Here is a 21,140-nt window from a genome sequence, read left to right as displayed (position 1 = left end):
ATGAGCTTAAAAAAACAATAAAGCTGCGTTTAATTAAATTTACTCTTCACGAACCATCTGTCATTAAAAGAGAAACTGACACTAAAATTTATATAGTTGTCTTGTACCAGACCTGCCGTTTTTGTTCCTTTTTTACCAAACTCAACTCCAAAGTTTACATTGGAAAGACTTCCTGTAATTGGAAATCCGGCTCCAAGTGTCATTCCTATATCATTAACGGATTGATTATTAACAATCAGTCCAGTTTTTTCATACTTAATACCTCCTCTATATGTCACTCTGCTGAAGTAACCTGAAAATGAGGTGTAATTTGGAAGATAATATCCTCCGATTGCATACTTAGAAGCGCTTTCGTAGCTCACATTATTACTTATATTGTAATAGTTCGCTAAACTTCCTTTTTCCTGAAAAGTTAATGAAGTTCCTAAAAGCCATTTTTTTGATTGCCCTACACCAACACCAAACAATACTTTGCTTCCCAATTCTAATTTATCTGTAACAGGAGTCGGCACCACTGCATCGTTATCTCCACCTACTGCAATAGTACGTTCGCTCTCTGAAGTAAGATTACCTGAAAAAGTATAACTCAAACTAGTATACAAATTCATTTTCTTGTAAATTTTAGTTTGGTACATTGTACCAATATTAAAATTGCTTCCTGAAACTACAGAACTATTTGTTTCTGAAGTTGGATTTTGAATCCCGGTAACATATTCTACGCTTGAAGTGGTAATTTTACCAAAATTATACTGTACATCAGCTCCAATACTCCATTTCGGCGTGATTTTATATCCTAAACCTAAGTATACTTTATTTACTCCTCCATCTCCCTGAAGCTCTCTACTTGTCGCTCCTGGTGTTGCAGTTCTGTCATTTAAAATTTTATATCCTACAGAAGACACAGGAATCAAACCAAAAGACGCACCTAATTTTCCCATTGGAATACCAACAGCCAAATAATCAAAAGTGGTTCTTTGCGCTTTAGCCGATTCTGTACTTGATTTTAATGTTGAAGTTCCAAAAGTTCCTCCAACAGTAAAAGTTGTTTGGATCAAACTAGCATAACTTGCCGGGTTATCAATATTCAAGTGCGTACTATCCTGCTCTACGGCAACCCCTGACATAGACCTGTTTTCAAGAGTTCCTTTAAACCTTTGCTCTCCAATTCCATAGAAAGAATAAGGAGACGCAGTACCTTGCTGAGCAAATGAAATGAATGAGATAAGCAAACAAGCGCTTATTATAATTTTTTTAATCATTGTCGATTTTATATTGAAATGTTTGACTCAAACTTTCCAAAAGGAAATTTGAATTGGCAAATATGGTATTTTTTAATCGTTTAGCCAAAAATTCTGCATCACCACCCGTTAAAATTATTATAAAATTTGAATAATCAGATCGATATTCATCGATAAAACCGTCAATCTCATAGACGAATCCATTTACAACTCCGGAATGTATTGCCTGTACCGTTGAATTACCAATGTATTCTTCAGGTATTTCGAAAGACAGCAAAGGCAGCTTGGCCGTGTAATTATGCAAAGCTTCGTATCGCAATCGAAGTCCGGGAGAAATTGCTCCTCCCAAATAATTGTCATTTTCGTCGATGAAATCGTAGGTTATGCATGTTCCCGCATCGATGACTAACCTGTTTTGTCTGGGATATTGCAATGTTGCTCCGGAAGCCAAAACCATTCGGTCGATTCCTAACGTTTTCGGCGTTGCATATTTATTGATAAAGGGAAACTTATCCTCGTGGGTTAAAAAATGTACTTTTAATCGGTTTTCAAAGATCAAAAAGGATTGTTTTTCGACATTCCCGACGGATGCAACGACCAAATCTGAACAATTTTTAAATTTTTGTAAAATTTTTTCAATTGCTGTTTCGAGCTCATTATTTTGAAAAACAAAATTCTCCAATACACTATTCCCCTCAAATACAGCAGCTTTAATTCGGGTGTTACCAACGTCGACAGTTAAAATCATGTTTACCTTTTTATAATCGCAAAGATACGAATTGATTTTTTTTAAAAAATGTTTTGGATAAACGAAAAATGATTCTATCTTTGCACCCGCAATAAGCATGGTGCCTTAGCTCAGATGGTAGAGCAATGGACTGAAAATCCATGTGTCCCTGGTTCGATCCCTGGAGGCACCACCAAAACCCGAATAGCAATATTCGGGTTTTTTGTTTTTAGGGGTTTTCTGATTCTTTTCTATTTAAAATCCAAAAGTCAACATCTTATACATATTTGTTAAAAAACTATCAAATAAGTATTGATTTATCTCTTATATTCGTAAAATATAATTTTAAGCTTTTTATCATTACTAAGTCTACAATTTAATTTTATGAGTGAAAATTCTACAAAAGGCATTTGGAAAGTGATTTCAGCCTCCTCTATGGGCACAATGATCGAGTGGTATGATTTCTACATCTTTGGAAGCCTTGCGGTAGTTATTTCAACAAAATTCTTTCCTAGCGACAATCCCACAGCCGCTTTTTTATCTACGCTGGCTACTTTTGCAGCAGGATTTGTTGTTCGTCCTTTCGGAGCTTTGTTCTTTGGGAGACTTGGCGACATTATTGGAAGAAAATATACTTTCATGGCTACTTTACTTCTCATGGGCGGATCGACATTTTTGATAGGATGTGTTCCGAGTTATGAAACAATTGGCTTTTTTGCTCCACTTTTAGTTTTAATTCTTCGCTTACTTCAAGGATTAGCTCTGGGAGGAGAATATGGCGGAGCAGCCACTTACGTAGCAGAACATGCACCTGCCGGACAAAAAGGATATTGGACGTCCTGGATTCAAACTACTGCAACAGTGGGCTTATTTATCTCTTTAATGGTTATTCTGGCTACTAAAAATATACTTTCGCCCGAAGATTTCGATACTTGGGGATGGCGAGTTCCTTTTTGGGTGTCTATTGCTATGGTGGGCGTCTCTTATCTAATTCGTAAAAACATGGACGAATCGCCAGTTTTTGCAAAAGCGAAAAAAGAAGGTACGACAAGTACAAATCCGCTAAAGGAAAGTTTCGGAAACCGTTATAATTTAAAATTTGTACTGCTGGCACTTTTCGGCGCTACAATGGGACAAGGTGTCGTTTGGTACACAGGTCAGTTTTACGCCATGAGTTTCATGAAAACAGTCCTTAATATTGACTCTTCTCAAGTTGACAAACTTCTTGGAATTGCACTATTATTAGGTACTCCTTTTTTTATTGTATTTGGGTGGTTAAGTGATAAAATTGGCAGAAAATATATTATGATGGGCGGCATGTTACTGGCTATTTTATTTTATAGACCAATTTATAAAATGATGTACACCACAACAGATGTAGCCCATAAAACCGAAATAATAGCAAATACTACTCAAAATACCGAAACAAGTAAGGACAACACAACCAATGCTGAATTAAAAATAACCACTACTACTAAAACCTATACGGACGGAACTACGTATACCAAAAAAGAAACTTACGCTTCTGATAAAAAAGAACCTATAAGTAATTCCATAATTCACATTAATTCACACGACGAATGGATTCTAATTTTCTTAGTTTTTATTCAAGTTATATTCGTTACGATGGTATACGGCCCAATTGCTGCCTTTTTAGTTGAAATGTTTCCGACAAAAATACGATACACTTCAATGTCGCTTCCGTATCATGTTGGGAATGGAATTTTTGGAGGCTTACTGCCTGCAATTTCAACTTATTTTGTAACACACTCTAAAGCCGCCGGAAAAGCAGATTTTTATCTGGATGGTCTTTGGTATCCTATTGTAATTGCATCCATTTCATTTGTCATTGGAATGATTTATATCGATAATAAAAATAAAACTACTCACCTTTAATATTTGTACAATCCTTAATTTTTAAAATATGAACACAATCAAACGAGTACTTGGCATTTTATGGGTTATTTTAGCAGTTGCAGCTGCTTACTTTTGTGTGTTCGAATTTGGCTTACCTAAGTTATTATCAGATCAACAGGAAGATTTGGTCTTCGGCATTATTATTCTTTTTATCCTTACTCCTTTGATTGTTTTAGGACTGGGTACATTTGGCTACTTCGCTGTGATTGGCGAATATAATGACGAAAAAAAATAACAATTCATACAAATAAAAAAGGGCTGTCTAATTAATAGAACAGCCCTTTTACATCAATTAAAGAGGACAACTAATTATCATCATCCTTTAAAAAAATATTATTCTTGATTTGGAATCATTAAATAACTTCCATCTAAATCATTGAAATAAATAAGATATTTAGATTGCTCTACTGGTATATTATCACCTGTACCTCCACCTGAAAAAGCGGTAGTTCCTCCCCAAGCAACATCCCAATTATCATTTGCTCTAAATTTAAGTTCACCATTTTTTAATGCTACTTTTAAGCTCCAAATATGATCGTCAAAAGAAGATTGCATCATAGGTGTTGATGCATCCCAACCACCAGGCGTACTATCACCTATAATACCAACGGTTGTAAAAGATTTTGCTGCAGAAGCATCATACGGTTTTAAACCATAAGATAGTTTTTTTACATCCATTGTGAAAGTGTAATATCCATCAGCTGGAATATTAAAATTTGCAGGATCTGGATCAGATTCTTTTTCTCTAAAACCTAGAACACCATTAGAATCACCATACATTGGAGCCCAGCTTCCTAATTTTGAAATAGTTTTAAAGTTACCTGCTTTAAAAAATCCTGTAAAAGTATACTCGTCGGCGTTATCTGCACTTCTAAACAAAATTTGATTTCCTTTATTGTTATCCCATCCAGAAACACTTGCATCTCCCACTAAATACCATTCTTGAAAATCATAAGAAACCCTTCCTACGTAAGGCGTTACTGTAATTGAGTATGTTTCTTCAGATAATTGACGAACTCCCCCAGAAACACTTGCCGCTACTTTTATATCAAACATGGTAGCAACTTCTGTTGGAGCACCAAGATCAAGTGCCGCTTGATTTAAAGTTCTGGCCAGAACTGTCGCGTTCAAAATATTTTTAGTAGTTGCTAATGGTTCTGCTTTTGTAAAATCACCATCTTTTAAATCAATTAACAAAGTGTACTCAACAACAACATCTCTTGAATATTTTGCCGCTGACCATTCAAATTTTGCAACTTCATCTGCACCTTTATCAGCATCTAATATCAAAACCTGCCCTGTTGCAGGAGCACTTATTTCAGATTTTGAAACGGCATCAACTATTGGTCTATTTTCTACATCATCACCATTACAAGAAACAGCAAATACACCAATAAATGCGATTAAAATTTTATATAGTTTTTTCATTTCAATTTTTATAAGATGTTAGTATCCTGTATTTTGTTTTAATGTTGGATTTGCCTGAATGTTTCTTGCCGGAATAGGCATTAAATCTCTGTAAGATTCAGTTGCGTTACCATTTACAGAACCACCTTTCCATTGCCAGATTTTAGAACCACCAGTAAATTTACCAAAACGAATCAAATCTGTTCTTCTGTGACATTCCCAGAATAGCTCTCTTCCTCTTTCGTCTAATATAAAGTCAAGTGTTAAATCTGCAGCTGTAATGTTTGCAGCACCTGCTCTGTTTCTAATTTGATTTACATAATCTACAGCTGTAGCAATATTTCCTGTTGCAGCACCTCTAACGGTTGCCTCTGCATACATTAAATAAGCATCTGTTAATCTGAACATTGGGAAATCGATATCCGGAATATCATTTCTTTGTGCCGGAGTACCATCAGCATTTTTGTTGATGTATTTCGTTACCGCATATCCATCTGTAAAAGTAGCAACATTGTTTATATCTTTTGATTGACCGCTAGTATAAAAAGTTCCTCTTTTATCTCCTGTTGCCGATTCGTCCGGGAAAAGATTTACGAACTCTCTACGAGTTCTAATCCCTTGCCATCCACCGTCCATTCCGCGGGCTGCAGCATCCATGCTACCTCCAATAGAAGCGTGCATAATAAAACTCATACCTCCACCAGTAGCTCTAATTGCATTACCATCGCTAACGATAGGAAATATAAATTCTGATTGAGCACCATTTCTGTTATTATCTGCAGAAAATAAATAACGGTAAGGAACATTTGCAAATGTATATCCTGAAGCCGTAATGATTTCACTACACAATGTAGCCGCTTCACTATTTCTGTCTGTACCAACATATACTTTAGCATTTAAATAAATCTGAGCTAACAAAAATTTAGCTGCTGTTTTATCAACTCTACCGTATTCATTTGTTTTTGAAGCTGCTAAACCAGCATCCATATCTTTTAACTCCGATTCAACAAAAGCAAAAACTTCTGCTCTTGTTTTTTGTTCCGGGTAAAAGAATCCAACTGGATCTTTTTCTGTAGTGATTGGCACATTTCCGAACAAATCCATCAAATTATAGTATGAAAATGCTCTTAAGAAACGAGCTTCTGCTCTAAAAGTAGCAATTTCAGCTTTCAAATTAGCATCAACTCCTCTTGCAGTTAACTTCTCATCAGTAGTTTGTCTTAAAAATTCATTAGCAATACTAATGTGATAAAATGCTCTCGAAAAAGTTCCTTCTAAAAATTCATTAGCCGGAGCCCAATTTTGTGTATTTAATGTTGGTAAAGCACCATCTGCCCAGGCAATAATAGCTTCATCTGTAGAAAATTCCTGTGTTACAAAAAGCAAACGTAAGTAACTACTAAAGTCACCACCCAATCCACCAATGTCCGGGCTTTTCTTAGGATCTGCCGCATCACCATCACCGTCATTACCTCCAACATACAAACCTGCGTATAGCTTAGCCAATACTTGCTTGTAAGATGCCGGATCTTCAAAAAACGTTTCAGATAAAAACTCATCATCATCCTTTGGCGTCACGTTTAAATCGTCCGTACACGAAGTAAGCGTCATACTTAATCCTAAAACGAATAGGAAAAAATAAGATATATATTTAAATGATATTTTCATTTTGTTTATTTTTAAATTTTTGATTTTCAAGCTACTATTAGAAATTCGCATTCACTCCAAACAAGAAAGTTCTTGCTCTTGGGTACACATTATTGTCAATTCCGTTGAATTTCTCAGGATCTAAACCGTCATATTTTGAAAGGATAAAAACATTTTGAACTCCAGCAGTAAATCGTAATGTAGCTGCTTTAATGATAGACTTATCTAAAGTATATCCCAATGTAACGTTATCTAATTTGATAAAAGAAGCATCTTTTACGAAATAGTCAGATAAGTAACGTGATGTTCCGTTATCTTCAAAAGTAAATCCAGTGTTGTAATAATCTGTGCTTACGTTAGCTAAATCTGTTTGTCTTCTTAATCCGGCATCAGAATACCCTAAACTAGAACTTACGTTGTCGAAAATTTTATTTCCAACACTTGCTCTCCAGTTCATTGTAAAATCAAACTTTTTGTAGTTTATCGTTGAGAATAAACCAAAAGTGTAATCCGGTGCTGTTTTACCAGCTCTGTAACGATCTCCATTATCAATTTTTCCATCACCGTTTCTATCTACATAAGCTCCGGCAATTGGTCTTTTATTAGCATCGTATAATTGCTCGTAAACAAAGAATGAATTTGGAGCAAATCCTACTGAGTTAATAAGGATCTTATTTCCATTTCCTCCAGAAATATTATCTCCTGTTAAGTACCCTTGGAAACCTGGAACTGTAATTCCTAATTCAGAAATGTTTTGATCGATATAAGTAGTATTGAAAGCTAAATTCCAAGTCAAGTTATCTGTTTTAACAATGTCAGACTGAATATTGAACTCCAAACCTCTTGTTCTTACACTACCAATATTAAAGAAACCTTGATTTCTTAAATTCGCACCATCAGGAACTGCAATATCTGCTAATAAATCTGATGATTTTTTATCAAAATAGTTAATCGAACCCGTGATTCTGTCATTAAAGAATCCATAATCAAGACCAACGTTAGCTTCTGCTAATTCTTCCCATTTGATGTTTTCATTGTATCCTTCTGTTCTTGCAGTAGCATAAATAGTATTACCAAAAACATATTGCGAATTAATAGTACCTCTGGTTACTCTTTGCAAATAATCATATTGCGCAGAGATATCCTGCTGACCCGTTGTACCGTAACCAACTCTTAATTTCAAAGTCGAAATTTTTTCGTTATCCTTTAAGAAAGCTTCTTCTGATAAGTTCCATGCAAAAGCAGCTCCACCAAAATTACCCCATCTGTTAGCTTCAGAAAAACGAGATGTTCCGTCTCTTCTGTAGTTTAAAGTCAATAAATATCTGCTATCATACCCTAAATTCAAACGTCCGAAATACGATTGTAAGTTAACGTCCGGATCTGTAGCAACATCCTCATTAGGATTTGGCATTCTTGTTTCTCCAGATTCGTATTTTTCTTTTTGAAATAATTGGTAGTTATAACCCGCAGTTGCATCAATTTTAATTTTTCCTAAATCCTTAACATAGTTAAAGTAAGCATTTAAGTTTTTGTTTTGAAGTGCATCTGTATAGTTTGAATATTTTCCAACATTTATGTAATCAGGATCTGTAAAAGGTACTCTTTCGTAACCTAAAGCACTTTGATTGCTTACATTTGTAAATCCACTGCTGTTGAAGCTGTCAATACCTGCTTCTACTACTGCTCTTAAATCTTCAAAGAAATGTAATTTATAGTCTAATCTTACATTCCCCCATTTTCTTGTAGAAGTTGCTCTTCTTTCATCCTGATTTAATCGTGCAACAGGATTTTTTGCAGGTAATAATGATAAGTTTCCGTTTGGCTCTAACCATTCAAAATAACCTCCGTAACGAGAATTTGCATCATAAACAGATTGCGTAGGATCAAATCCAATTGCACTTCCTATTATAGCTCCTTCATCCTGAAATTGGTTTTTACCGAAAGATATATTTCCGCTAATGTCAATTTTTAAGTGATTGTCAAACAATACCGGATTTAACGATATCGATGTCGTAGTTCTTTCAAAAGAAGTGTTTCTTAGGATTCCAGGATTATCAACATTACCAACAGATAATCTTACCGGTAATTTATTGAATAAAGCCCCGCTAACAGAGATATTGTTATTGGTTGTCAATGCAGTATGAAAAATTTCATCTTGCCAGTTTGTATTTGCAGTTCCTAATAATCCTTTTTGAGCAGCAGATCCTCTTTCATTTACTAAAGTACGGAATTGGTCTGCGTTCATTACATCAACTGTATTTGCTACTGTGTTGATACCAACCTGAGAGCTAAAGTTAACTTTTACACCACCTTTAGAACCTTTTTTAGTTGTAATAACGATTACACCATTTGCAGCTCTTGATCCGTAAATTGCAGCAGCAGAAGCATCTTTTAAAACGGTGAAAGACTCAATATCATTAGGGTCAATTGTAGATAAAATACTAGTAGATCCACTTGGAACTGTATTACTTAACGGAAGTCCGTCTAATACGATTAATGGCTCATTTGAAGCATTTAAAGAAGATCCTCCACGAATTCTAATATCTGCTTTTGCTCCAGGAGATCCTCCTCCGGTAACATTTACACCAGAAATACGTCCGCTGATTAAACTCTCAGGAGTAACGTTGATTCCTTTATTAAATTCTTTTGCAGAAATCTGAGATACAGATCCTGTAGCATCTTTTTTCTTAACAGTACCGTAACCTACTTGTACCACAACTTCCTTAAGTTGATTCGTATCTTCCTCAAGAGAAACGGGTAAAGTTTGCTGACCGTTAAAAACTACAGTTGTTGTTTTATATCCAATAAATGAAACCAAAACCTTGTCTCCATTTTTTAAATTTGACAACTGAAATTTACCGTCAAAATCTGTAGATGTTCCGCCTGGAGCACCTTGTACATTTACGTTTACTCCCGGAATTGGTTGTCCCGTTACAAGGTCTGTAACAGTTCCTTTTAGAGTACTTTGCGCAAGTACAGTAAGTGGCAACAAGAGGAATAAAAATAACAACTTTTTGTAAATTGCTTTCATACTTTTTGTTTAAATTAGTTTGAGTTTGTGATTGTTAGTTAAGTTTTTAATTTTACTTCGAATTTCAAAATTAGGAATTTATTAACATGAACAACCAGATGCTTTTTTTATTGGTTTACGAAAACGTGATAGTGTTGAAAACTTTCTATATTTTGTAATCTTTTCAGTCAAAAAATGATAAATCATAAAATAAAAGATATCTTTATTAATAATTAGATTTTTTTCAACTACAATTATGAAGCGTAAAATCACTTTAAAACAAATTGCAAAGGAACTTGACGTATCCATTTCAACTGTCTCAAAATCACTCCGAAACAGTCTGGAAATTGGAGAAGAGACCCGACTAAAAGTTCAGGCTTTTGCGAAGTTTTACAACTACAAACCCAACAACATTGCTCTTAGTTTAAAAAACCGAAAAACGAAAAGTATCGGTATTATTATTCCGGAAATTGTACATTATTTTTTCTCTACAGTCATCAACGGAATCGAACAAGTTGCGAATGAAAATGGTTATAGTGTAGTCATCTGTTTATCGGATGATTCTTTTGACAAGGAAGTTTTAAATATGGAAATGCTTGCCAACGGAAGCATCGATGGTTTTATCATGTCGCTTTCTAAAGAAACACAATACAAAGGTGATTTTCACCATATTACCGAAGTAATCAATCAGGGAATGCCTGTTGTAATGTTTGATCGCGTTACCAACGATATTCTATGCGATAAAGTTATTATTGACGATAAAGCGGCTGCCTACGAAGCAGTTCAAAGTTTAATTGATAATGGGCGAAAAAAGATCGCGCTTGTTACAACCGTAGATTATGTAAGTGTTGGTAAATTAAGAACAGACGGCTACGAAAAAGCACTGTTAGACAATGGCTTACCATTCAACGAAGACTTGATCATTAAAATAGAAGATGTCGATACTTGCGAAATCACAATTAGCCAGCTTTTACATGACAGAGCTTTTGATGCTGTTTTTGCTGTAAATGAGCTTTTTGCGGTTACAATCATTAAAACTGCGAACAAAATGGGACTTAAAGTTCCGGAGGATTTGGCGGTAATTGCTTTTACAGATGGTATTATTTCTAAATATTCTACCCCAAGTATTACGACTGTAAGTCAGAGTGGTGAAAAAATGGGAAATAAAGCAGCCAAAATGCTTATCGAAAGACTTGAAGCAGAACACAATGACGATGATGAAGAAAATGAAAATTACACAACCGAAGTTATAGAAACACACTTAATACAAAGAGAATCTACTGACTAATTTTCTTAAAATCAACATATTCTGAAGCCGTAAATAATATTTACGGCTTTTTTGTTAGCATATATTTAAAAATTATTTATACTTTTACGCCCGTCAAGGCTTTTACTTTTACTTCGAAAAAACAGTAAGTTTTGATAAGCAAAGCGCTTATCGTATAATTTTTTACAAATTACGATAATGGAAAAGCGTAGATTAAGTTTCTGGGAAATCTGGAATATGAGTTTCGGTTTCTTAGGAATACAAATGGGGTTTGCACTTCAAAATGCAAATGCCAGCAGAATTCTTCAAATTTTTGGTGCCGACGTACATGAACTTTCATGGTTTTGGATTATTGCCCCTCTGATGGGACTAATCGTTCAGCCTGTTATTGGTCATTACAGCGATAAAACGTGGGGTCGATTTGGCAGACGAAAACCTTTCTTTCTTGTTGGTGCTATTCTGGCTTCGGTTGGTTTAATATTAATGCCACAGGCAAATATCTTTATTTCAGTACTTCCTGCATTATGGGTTGGAGCCGGAATGTTGATGATCATGGATGCTTCTTTTAATATTGCAATGGAGCCATTTCGTGCTTTGGTTGGGGATAATTTAAGAACAGATCAGCGTACAGCTGGTTTTAGTATTCAGACTTCTTTAATTGGTTTTGGAGCCGTAATTGGTTCAGCACTTCCATACGTTTTAACCAAATGGTTTAATGTTTCAAACAGTACGGTTCCGGGAAGCGTACCTTTAAATTTAACCTTATCGTTTATAATTGGTGCGGCAGTTTTAATTGGTTCTATCATCGTAACGCTTGTTACAACCAAAGAATATACACCGGAAGAGTTAGCCAATTTTGAAGATCCACAGAGCCAGAAAGATGTTAATTCTGAAGAGAAATCAAAGATCACAGATATCTTTACTGACTTTGCAAAAATGCCAACCACAATGCGACAGCTAAGCTGGGTGCAGTTTTTCTCCTGGTTCGGATTATTTGGTATGTGGGTTTTTACCACTCCTGCAATCGCACATCACATTTACGGATTACCATTAAGTGACACCTCAAGCCAGCAATATCAAGATGCCGGAGACTGGGTCGGAATTTTATTTGGTGTTTACAATCTTGTTTCTGCTATTATCGCCTTGTTTTTCTTACCGTATATCGCAAAAAAAATTGGACGAAAATCAACTCATTCTCTTTCATTAGTTATTGGAGGAATTGGATTGATCTCGATCTATTTTATGCCAAATGAAGACTGGGTTGTACTGCCTATGATTTTAATTGGTGTTGCCTGGGCAAGTATTCTGGCGATGCCTTACGCTATTCTTGCCGGATCTATTACGCCTAAAAAAATGGGTGTTTACATGGGGATTTTCAACTTTTTTGTTGTGATTCCGCAAATCGTAAATGCACTTATCGGAGGACCAATCGTAAAATATCTGTACAACGGCGAAGCAATTTACGCTTTACTTACCAGCGGAGTGAGTTTTTTAATCGCCGCTCTTTTAGTCTACAAAGTGAAAGATGTAGATGACGTTACCATTCAATCTTAAAAATAAGTCCCCCATATAATGAGCAAAAAAGCATTCATATTCGATCTTGATGGAGTAATCGTTGATACGGCCAAATATCACTTTTTAGCCTGGCAGAAAATCGCTCAGGCCTTAAACATAAATTTTACACATGAACACAACGAACTTCTAAAAGGAGTAAGCCGCGTTCGTTCATTAGACATAATTCTAGAATTAGGAAATGTTCAGGCTTCACAAGAAGATAAAGACAAATGGTTACTTCAAAAAAATGAAGATTACCTGTCTTACTTAGTGGACATGAATGAAAGTGAAATTCTTCCGGGAATTTCTAAAATTCTTAAATTCTTAAAAGAAAAAAATCAGGGAATTGCATTGGGTTCTGCAAGCAAAAACGCAAGACCAATTCTGGAAAAAACGGGAATCATTTCGTATTTCGATGTTATTGTAGACGGAAACGATGTTACCAATGCCAAACCGGATCCTGAAGTATTTTTAAAGGCTGCTCAATTACTCCATATTGATCCAAAAAATGCTATAGTATTCGAAGATTCTGTTGCCGGAATTCAGGCAGCAAATATTGCAGGAATGGTAAGTATTGGAATTGGTGAAGAAGGAATTTTACATGAAGCCAATTATATTTTTAAAGATTCGACTTTTATAGAAGAAAGCTTTATTGAGACTTTAATTACTAATTAAAAAATTGAAAGATTAATCAATTAGAAAATGTGTCAATTAGATAATTAGAAAATGAAAAATTATCCAACTGAAACAAACTAATAATCACTATAAATCATCAATCAAAACAATAAAACAATCAGCAATTAGAAAAAAAGTGATTAACTCATTTCCAAAATGATACTATTCTCTAATTGCACAATTATCTAATTTTAAAAAAATGAATCAAGATTATATAAAACCAGACAATTGGTCCATCATCGAAGAAGGTTTTGATGTAGAAAGAGTTAAATCTTCTGAAAGCCTTTTTAGTATTGGAAATGGCGCTATGGGACAACGTGCCAACTTTGAAGAAACCTATTCTGGCGAAACTTTTCAGGGAAGTTATATCGCAGGAATTTACTATCCGGACAAAACAAAAGTGGGCTGGTGGAAAAACGGTTATCCAAAGTATTTTGCCAAAGTATTAAACGCACCTAACTGGATTGGAATTGACGTTGAAATCAACGAAGAAAATCTGGATCTGCACAACTGTACTGAGGTTAAAAATTTCCGTAGAGAACTTAACATGAAAGAAGGATGGTACAACCGTTCTTTTGAAGCTACGTTGAAAAACGGAACTGAAATTTCGGTAAACATTCGTCGTTTTCTTTCCTTAGACCTTGATGAAGCCGGAATTATCAAATACGATATTACACCTTTAAACAAAGATGCTAAAATTGTATACAAACCGTACATCGATGCTGGGGTTACAAACGAAGATGCGAACTGGGAAGAAAAATTCTGGGAGCCTTTAGAAGTTAAAAAAGGAACGAATGAAGCTTTTGTAACTGCACAAACTTTTAAGACACATTTTAAAGTTACGACTTTCATGCATAACACGATTTTTGCAAACGGAGAAAATGTACACATTTCTCCTTCTACAATAGATTCGTCTACTGATAAAGTGCAGTTTACGTACGGAACTATTATTGCAAAAGGACAAACCTCATCTATTCAGAAAATTGGTGGATATACGGTTTCTTTAAACCATGACAACACTTTAAGTGCAGCTGAAAAATGTATTAAAACTGCTGTAAGTTTAGGTTACAATACTTTACTTCAAAATCAAATTGAGGCTTGGAGTAAAATCTGGGAAATGTCAGACATTACTATTGATGGCGATGTAAAAGCGCAACAAGGAATTCGTTTCAATATTTTTCAGTTAAACCAAACGTATCTTGGAAAAGACAGCCGACTAAACATTGGTCCAAAAGGTTTTACAGGAGAAAAATACGGCGGATCTACGTATTGGGATACGGAAGCGTATTGCATTCCGTTTTACATGGCTACTAAAGATCAGCAAGTTGCCCGTAATTTATTGACTTACCGTTTTAACCAATTGGACAAAGCGATTGAAAATGCTAAAGATAATTTAGGATTCAAAAATGGTGCTGCATTATATCCAATGGTTACCATGAATGGTGAAGAATGTCATAACGAATGGGAAATCACACACGAAGAAATCCACCGAAATGGTGCGATTGCTTTTGCCATTTACAACTACTACCGTTTTACCGGAGATTACTCATACATTCCTGAAAAAGGCTTAGAAGTATTAATCGGAATTGCGCGTTTTTGGCACCAAAGAGCTTCTTTCTCTAAAGAAAAAAATCAATATGTGATTTTGGGTGTTACTGGTCCGAATGAATATGAAAACAATATCAACAATAATTTTTACACCAATTATATTGCAAAATGGTGTATTGATTATGCTTCAGAACAAATTAAAAAAGTAGCAACAGAATATCCGCAGGATCATAAACGCATACTGGAAAAAGTAACCCTTTCCGCAGCAGAAATTCAGGAATGGAAAAAAGTAGCGGACAATATGTACTTTCCAACGTCTAAAGAATTAGGGATTTATTTACAGCAAGATGGCTTTTTAGATAAAGAATTAGTTCCTGTAAAAGATCTGGATAAAGCACAGCGTCCGATCAATCAAAAATGGTCTTGGGATCGTGTGTTACGTTCTCCTTACATTAAACAAGCCGATGTTCTGCAATGTTTTTACTTCTTTGAAGATCATTTTTCTAAAGAAGAATTACAACGTAATTTCGAATTCTACGAATCATTTACTGTTCATGAAAGTTCGCTTTCACCTTGTGTTCACTCTATTCAGGCTGCCGTTTTAGACAAAATGGATATGGCGTATACTTTTTACTTAAGAACTTCTCGACTTGATCTTGATGATTACAACAAGGAAGTAGAAGAAGGTTGTCATATTACCTCAATGGCAGGAACATGGATGAGCATTGTAGAAGGTTTTGGAGGAATGCGTGTTAAAAATGATCAGCTTCAATTTTCTCCAAAAATTCCAAAAGAATGGAAAGAATATTCCTTTAAAATAAACTTTAGAAATCAAATTCTAAAAGTTTCTGTAAACCATAATGAAACTTACTTTACTGTTGATGGCGATCAGGATTTAACAATTATTGTAAATGGAAATCCTGTAAATGTGAGTAAATTTATACATACTAATTAAATCATAACCTAAAACAAATACAACATGAAAAACTTATTTTTCGCAAGTTTAATCTTGTTTGCTTTTAGCTCAGCAGCAGAAGCACAACAATTAAAATCACCCGAAGGAAAGTTCGTAATGGAATTTTCGCTTCAGAACGACGGAACTCCAACTTATAATTTGAAGTACAAAAACAAAGAGGTTGTAAAAACCAGTAAGTTAGGTCTTGAACTTAAAGATGATAAAAAATCTTTACTGAACGACTTTACAATTGTTGATACTAAAACAACCACTTTTGATGAAAATTGGAAACCGGTTTGGGGAGAAGTAGAAAATATCAGAAATCATTATAATGAACTGGCTGTAACTTTAAATCAAAAAGCAACGGAAAGACAAATCATAATTCGTTTTCGCTTGTTTGATGACGGTCTTGGATTTAGATATGAATTTCCGGCTCAAAAAAACCTGACTTACTTTGTCATTAAAGAAGAAAGATCTCAATTTGCAATGGCGGGAGACCACACTGCTTTTTGGATTCCGGGAGATTATGATACTCAGGAATACGATTATACAAAATCTAAATTGTCAGAAATTAGAGGTTTATCTGAAAAAGCATATACAGCAAACGTTTCTCAAAAAAACTTTTCACCAACAGGAGTTCAGACTTCTTTGATGCTTAAAACAAATGATGGTTTATACATCAACTTGCACGAAGCTGCTTTGATTGACTATTCTTGTATGCACTTGAATTTAGATGACAAAAACATGATTTTCGAATCTTGGTTAACACCGGATGCAAAAGGAGATAAAGGACACATGCAAGCGCCAAATCACTCTCCTTGGAGAACGATTATTGTGAGCGATGATGCCAGAGAAATTTTGGCTTCAAAGATGACATTAAACTTAAACGATCCTTCTAAAATCGATGATACTTCATGGATTAAACCTGTAAAATACATTGGTGTTTGGTGGGAAATGATTACAGGGAAAAGCTCTTGGTCATACACAAACGATTATCCAACTGTACAATTGGGTGTTACTGATTTTGCAAAAGCAAAGCCAAACGGAACGCACGGAGCAACTAATGCTAACGTGAAAAAATACATTGATTTTGCTGCTGCAAATGGTTTAGATGCTGTTTTGGTTGAAGGCTGGAACGAAGGCTGGGAAGACTGGTTTGGACACTCAAAAGATTATGTTTTTGATTTCGTAACGCCTTATCCGGATTTTGATGTAAAAGGTTTACATGAATATGCTAAATCTAAAGGTGTAAAAATTATCATGCACCACGAAACGTCCGGTTCTGTTCGTAACTACGAGCGCCACATGGACAAAGCCTACAAATTCATGAACGACAATGGATATGATGCTGTAAAAAGCGGATACGTAGGTGATATTTTACCTCGTGGAGAAAATCATTACAGTCAGTGGATTGTAAACCACTACCAATACGCTATCGAAAAAGCAGCGCAATACAAAATTATGGTGAATGCTCACGAAGCAGTTCGTCCAACAGGAATTGCCAGAACGTATCCGAACTTAATTGGAAACGAAGCAGCAAGAGGAACGGAATACCAAGCTTTTGGAGGTTCTAAACCGAATCACGTTACTGTTTTACCATTTACACGTTTAATTGGTGGACCAATGGATTATACTCCGGGAATCTTCGAAATGGATATTAGTAAAATGAATCCTGAAAATACATCGCATGTAAACAGTACGATTGCTAATCAATTGGCTTTGTACGTAACCATGTACAGCCCATTACAAATGGCTGCTGATACTCCTGAAAACTATAACCGTTTTCCGGATGCATTTCAGTTTATTAAAGATGTTGCTGTAGATTGGTCTGAAAGCAAATACATTGAGGCTGAGCCAGGAGATTTTGTTACTGTTGCCCGTAAAGCAAAAGGAACTAACAACTGGTTTATTGGAAATGTAAACGGTGAAACAATTCGTACATCGAACATTGATTTTAGCTTCCTTGAAAAAGGTAAAAAATATACCGCTACGATTTATGCTGATGCAAAAGATGCGCACTACAAAACAAATCCACAGGCATACACGATCAAAAAAATTGCTGTAACTAACAAATCAAAATTATCGCAATTTTCTGCTCCTGGAGGAGGTTACGCTATTAGCATTATCGAAAACAAATAATTTTTTTTCTGAAAAGGCAAGTAATCATCCCCAAGATTGCTTGTCTTTTTTTTAAGATTGCTAAATTTGGATTGCGAGATTTCTAAAACAGTGAAGGAAATCTAAATTGCTTTAATTTAAATTAATATCAAATGAAGAACGTTATTCCTTTAATCCTTACTCTTTTACTACTTTCCTGCAATCAAAAAAATGAACCAATTCTTAAAACAACTAATGAAAATAAAAAATCAGATACTTTAGAAATAATCAATATCGATAAGACACTCTTTTCTGTTTATAATTTATCCAAAACAACCACAGCAATTGTCGTGAATATGGATGATAAAAACACCTATAATGGAGCTATTTTTGATGCTATTTTTAACAAGGTCAATATCAAAGATTCTTTGTACAATGTTTTATACAGAGACAGCACTAAAGTTCAGAATTTTGAATATTATGATACTTTAGGAAGTTTCAGACTGATCAGAAACAAAACATTAGAACGCGAGATTAAAAAAATTGCAGATAAGAACTATTACGTTTATGGAACAAAAGGTTTTTCGAAAATAACGATAAACAAAGTAGTTTGTGGACTTGATGAATGCCGTACCAATATTATAGCTTTCCCAATTGAAAATTTTGACACTGCTAAATATGGAAAACCTCTTTTTTGTTCCCCGCAATTATTAAAAATAAACTACAAAAAGAGCTATTCTGACATTCAGAAAAAGATACGTGAATTTAATGAAGAGGAAACTAAAAACTATGATTATAAAGACGATATGAAAACGAATGTATTTGCCAATTTAGGAGATGTTTATTTTACGTATAAAGATGATTTTATGTGGGGAATAGATTCTGAAAACAGCAAATGTAAATTTCCAGAAAGAGCAATATATATCGTAAAAAAGGATAAATCTATAAAAAAATTCTGGGTTAATGACCTGGATTTATTTGGAATTCCCTGTGACTAAAACACTATTAAGTAAAATTCTTTTTTTTGAGAAACATCTTGAAGAAGAATTAAATATCATATAAATATCAGGTGAACTACCCATCCAAATATTTATGCTAAAAAATTAAAAGTTATTATGAAAAATTCAAAAATATTACTTTTTGTAAAACATTTCTTTTCAATAAAAACAATGATTTTTGTTTTGCTCTTTTCCGCTTCCGCGAAAGCGCAAATTCAAAAAGTAGAACCACCATTTTGGTACGCCGGGATGAAAAATCCTGAAGTGCAAATTATGTTCTACGGAAAAAACATTGCACAATACGAAGCTTCTGTATCGAACAATGTTGCGATTAAAAATGTAGAAAAAACAGAAAATCCAAACTATCTTTTTGTTACTATTGATACAAAAGATGTAAAAGCTTCTGAGCTTGTTTTCTCTTTTAAAACTAAAAACAAAGTCGCGTTTACTCAAAAATATACGCTTAAAGAAAGAAGAGCAAATTCGGCTAACAGAAAAAGTTACGATGCATCAGATGTGATGTACTTAATCATGCCGGATCGTTTTGCTAACGGAAATCTGAAAAATGACAGTAACACATCTTTGACTGAAAAAGCAAACCGTCAGGATCCAAGCGGTCGTCATGGTGGAGATATCGAAGGAATTATAAAAAATCTCGATTATATTGCTTCTTTGGGTGCGACAACCATTTGGAACACTCCATTATGTGAAGACAACGACAAACAACATTCGTATCACACTTACGGACAGTCTGATGTTTACAAAATAGATCCGCGTTACGGAACCAATGATGATTATGCTCGTCTGGCTGCAGAAATGCACAAAAAAGACATGAAACTGGTAATGGATTATGTTACCAATCACTGGGGAATTACGCACTGGATGGTGAAGGATTTACCAACAAAATCATGGTTGAATCAGTTTGAGAATTATACCCAAACACACCACCGCCGTGAAGTTTTAACAGACATTCATGCTTCTAAATTAGATCAGGAAGTTTGTGTCGACGGATGGTTTGTTCCTTCTATGCCAGATTTGAATTTAAGAAATCCTATTGTTGCTAAATACCTTACTCAAAACGCTATTTGGTGGATTGAGTTTGCTGATCTTGATGGTTTTAGAGTTGATACTTACAATTATTCTGACGCTACTGCGATGGCGAATTGGGCAAAAGCTGTTACTACTGAATATCCTAATTTTAATATTGTTGGAGAAATCTGGATGCACAATCAGGCTAACTTAGCGTATTGGCAAAAAGACAGTAAAATCGGGGCGATTAAAAACTACAATTCAAATTTACCTAGTGTAATGGACTTTACGTTACACGATCAAATTGGTTCTGCTTTTAATGATGATGAAGCGAATTGGGATAATGGAATGACTAAATTTTACAACAATTTTGCTTTAGACTATTTATATCCAAACCCTGACAATATTTTGGTGTTTGCTGAAAATCATGATACAGACAGAATCAATCACACTTATAAATATGATTTCACGAAATATAAAATGGTTATGACTTTACTGGCTACCGTTCGCGGAATTCCACAATTGTATTACGGTTCAGAAATTGGAATGGGCGGCGACAAAGGAAAAGGCGGTGACGCAGCTATTCGTCAGGATTTCCCTGGTGGATGGAATGGCGATACTAACAATGCTTTTACTGCAGCAGGAAGAACAGCTGAGCAGGCAAAATTCTTTGATTTTACTTCTAAATTATTCAATTGGAGAAAATCGAATGAAGCAGTTCATTTCGGGAAAATGACACATTACATTCCAGAAAACAATACGTATATTTATTTCAGATATACTGATACTAAAACGGTAATGGTTGTTTTTAATAACAATACAAAAGAACAAATTGTAAAAACAAATCGTTTTAAAGAGAACATCAAAAACTTTAAATCCGGAAAAGACATTCTTACCGGAAAAACATTTGATTTAGCAACTGAAATTACATTAGAGCCAAAATCTGCTGTAGTTTTAGAATTAGAATAATATTTTTTATTTTTTTTCCGCCACGAATTCACGAATTATTTTTTTAGACCTAGTAAATAATAATTCGTGAATTCGTGGCGGTTTCTTTTTTATAGTAAA

The 21,140-nt window shown here is 34.7% G+C and carries 14 protein-coding genes and 1 tRNA gene; 10 read left to right on the top strand and 5 right to left on the bottom strand.

Annotated elements, in window-relative coordinates; translation table 11 throughout:
• Positions 1-29: 29 nt before the first annotated feature.
• Both B0A66_RS08760 and B0A66_RS08755 read right to left on the bottom strand, forming a co-directional pair.
• Positions 30-1,259, bottom strand: a complete 1,230-nt coding sequence (locus B0A66_RS08760) for a porin family protein (protein WP_089049472.1) — start codon at positions 1,257-1,259, stop codon at positions 30-32.
• The gene (locus B0A66_RS08755) at positions 1,252-1,986 is read right to left on the bottom strand and encodes a type III pantothenate kinase (RefSeq protein WP_089049569.1); all 735 of its coding nucleotides are present in this window, start codon (positions 1,984-1,986) and stop codon (positions 1,252-1,254) included. Before B0A66_RS08755 ends, B0A66_RS08760 begins: the two co-directional genes overlap by 8 nt.
• A 99-nt stretch (positions 1,987-2,085) precedes the next feature.
• On the opposite strand from B0A66_RS08755, the gene B0A66_RS08750 reads away from it, so the two are divergent.
• From B0A66_RS08750 to B0A66_RS08740, 3 genes are all read left to right on the top strand, one after another.
• A tRNA-Phe gene (locus B0A66_RS08750) sits at positions 2,086-2,161 on the top strand.
• A 188-nt stretch (positions 2,162-2,349) separates the two neighbouring features.
• Entirely contained in the window at positions 2,350-3,861 is a 1,512-nt protein-coding gene (locus B0A66_RS08745) for an MFS transporter (RefSeq protein ID WP_089049471.1), read from the top strand.
• 28 nt (positions 3,862-3,889) lie between these two features.
• Entirely contained in the window at positions 3,890-4,117 is a 228-nt protein-coding gene (locus tag B0A66_RS08740) for a DUF6814 family protein (protein WP_089049470.1), read from the top strand.
• Between the two features lie 98 nt (positions 4,118-4,215).
• Here B0A66_RS08740 and B0A66_RS08735 read toward each other — a convergent pair whose 3' ends face one another.
• The 3 genes from B0A66_RS08735 to B0A66_RS08725 are packed head-to-tail and all read right to left on the bottom strand — an operon-like array spanning position 4,216 to position 9,970.
• Complete coding sequence (locus tag B0A66_RS08735) at positions 4,216-5,310, bottom strand: SusF/SusE family outer membrane protein (protein ID WP_089049469.1); 1,095 nt, start codon at positions 5,308-5,310, stop codon at positions 4,216-4,218.
• A gap of 18 nt (positions 5,311-5,328) precedes the next feature.
• Positions 5,329-6,957: a RagB/SusD family nutrient uptake outer membrane protein gene (locus B0A66_RS08730; protein WP_089049568.1), complete on the bottom strand. Its 1,629-nt coding sequence runs from the start codon at positions 6,955-6,957 to the stop codon at positions 5,329-5,331.
• A gap of 37 nt (positions 6,958-6,994) precedes the next feature.
• Entirely contained in the window at positions 6,995-9,970 is a 2,976-nt protein-coding gene (locus tag B0A66_RS08725; protein ID WP_089049468.1) for a SusC/RagA family TonB-linked outer membrane protein, read from the bottom strand.
• A gap of 235 nt (positions 9,971-10,205) precedes the next feature.
• Here B0A66_RS08725 and B0A66_RS08720 point away from each other — a divergent pair, with 235 nt between their 5' ends.
• The 7 genes from B0A66_RS08720 to B0A66_RS08690 all read left to right on the top strand — a co-directional run bounded on the left by B0A66_RS08720 (position 10,206) and on the right by B0A66_RS08690 (position 21,041).
• Entirely contained in the window at positions 10,206-11,237 is a 1,032-nt protein-coding gene (locus B0A66_RS08720) for a LacI family DNA-binding transcriptional regulator (RefSeq protein ID WP_089049467.1), read from the top strand.
• Positions 11,238-11,414: 177 nt separating this feature from the next.
• On the top strand, positions 11,415-12,770 hold the full coding sequence (locus B0A66_RS08715) for an MFS transporter (protein WP_089049466.1): 1,356 nt from the start codon (positions 11,415-11,417) through the stop codon (positions 12,768-12,770).
• 18 nt (positions 12,771-12,788) lie between these two features.
• A complete protein-coding gene (pgmB, locus tag B0A66_RS08710; protein ID WP_089049465.1) occupies positions 12,789-13,445 on the top strand; it encodes a beta-phosphoglucomutase in 657 nt (218 codons plus the stop codon).
• Positions 13,446-13,644: 199 nt separating this feature from the next.
• Complete coding sequence (locus tag B0A66_RS08705) at positions 13,645-15,948, top strand: glycoside hydrolase family 65 protein (protein WP_089049464.1); 2,304 nt, start codon at positions 13,645-13,647, stop codon at positions 15,946-15,948.
• A 24-nt stretch (positions 15,949-15,972) separates the two neighbouring features.
• Positions 15,973-18,087 (top strand): glycoside hydrolase family 97 protein, encoded by a 2,115-nt coding sequence (locus B0A66_RS08700; protein WP_089049463.1) that lies wholly within the window; start codon positions 15,973-15,975, stop codon positions 18,085-18,087.
• Between the two features lie 131 nt (positions 18,088-18,218).
• On the top strand, positions 18,219-19,043 hold the full coding sequence (locus B0A66_RS08695) for a hypothetical protein (protein ID WP_089049462.1): 825 nt from the start codon (positions 18,219-18,221) through the stop codon (positions 19,041-19,043).
• Between the two features lie 117 nt (positions 19,044-19,160).
• On the top strand, positions 19,161-21,041 hold the full coding sequence (locus tag B0A66_RS08690; protein ID WP_165766594.1) for a glycoside hydrolase family 13 protein: 1,881 nt from the start codon (positions 19,161-19,163) through the stop codon (positions 21,039-21,041).
• Positions 21,042-21,140 lie beyond the last annotated feature (99 nt).

Origin of the sequence: Flavobacterium hercynium, assembly GCF_002217285.1 — a bacterium.
GTDB classification, from domain to species: domain Bacteria; phylum Bacteroidota; class Bacteroidia; order Flavobacteriales; family Flavobacteriaceae; genus Flavobacterium; species Flavobacterium hercynium.
Note: the sequence above shows the minus strand (reverse complement) of the source record. Positions and strands in the feature narration are given on the sequence as shown.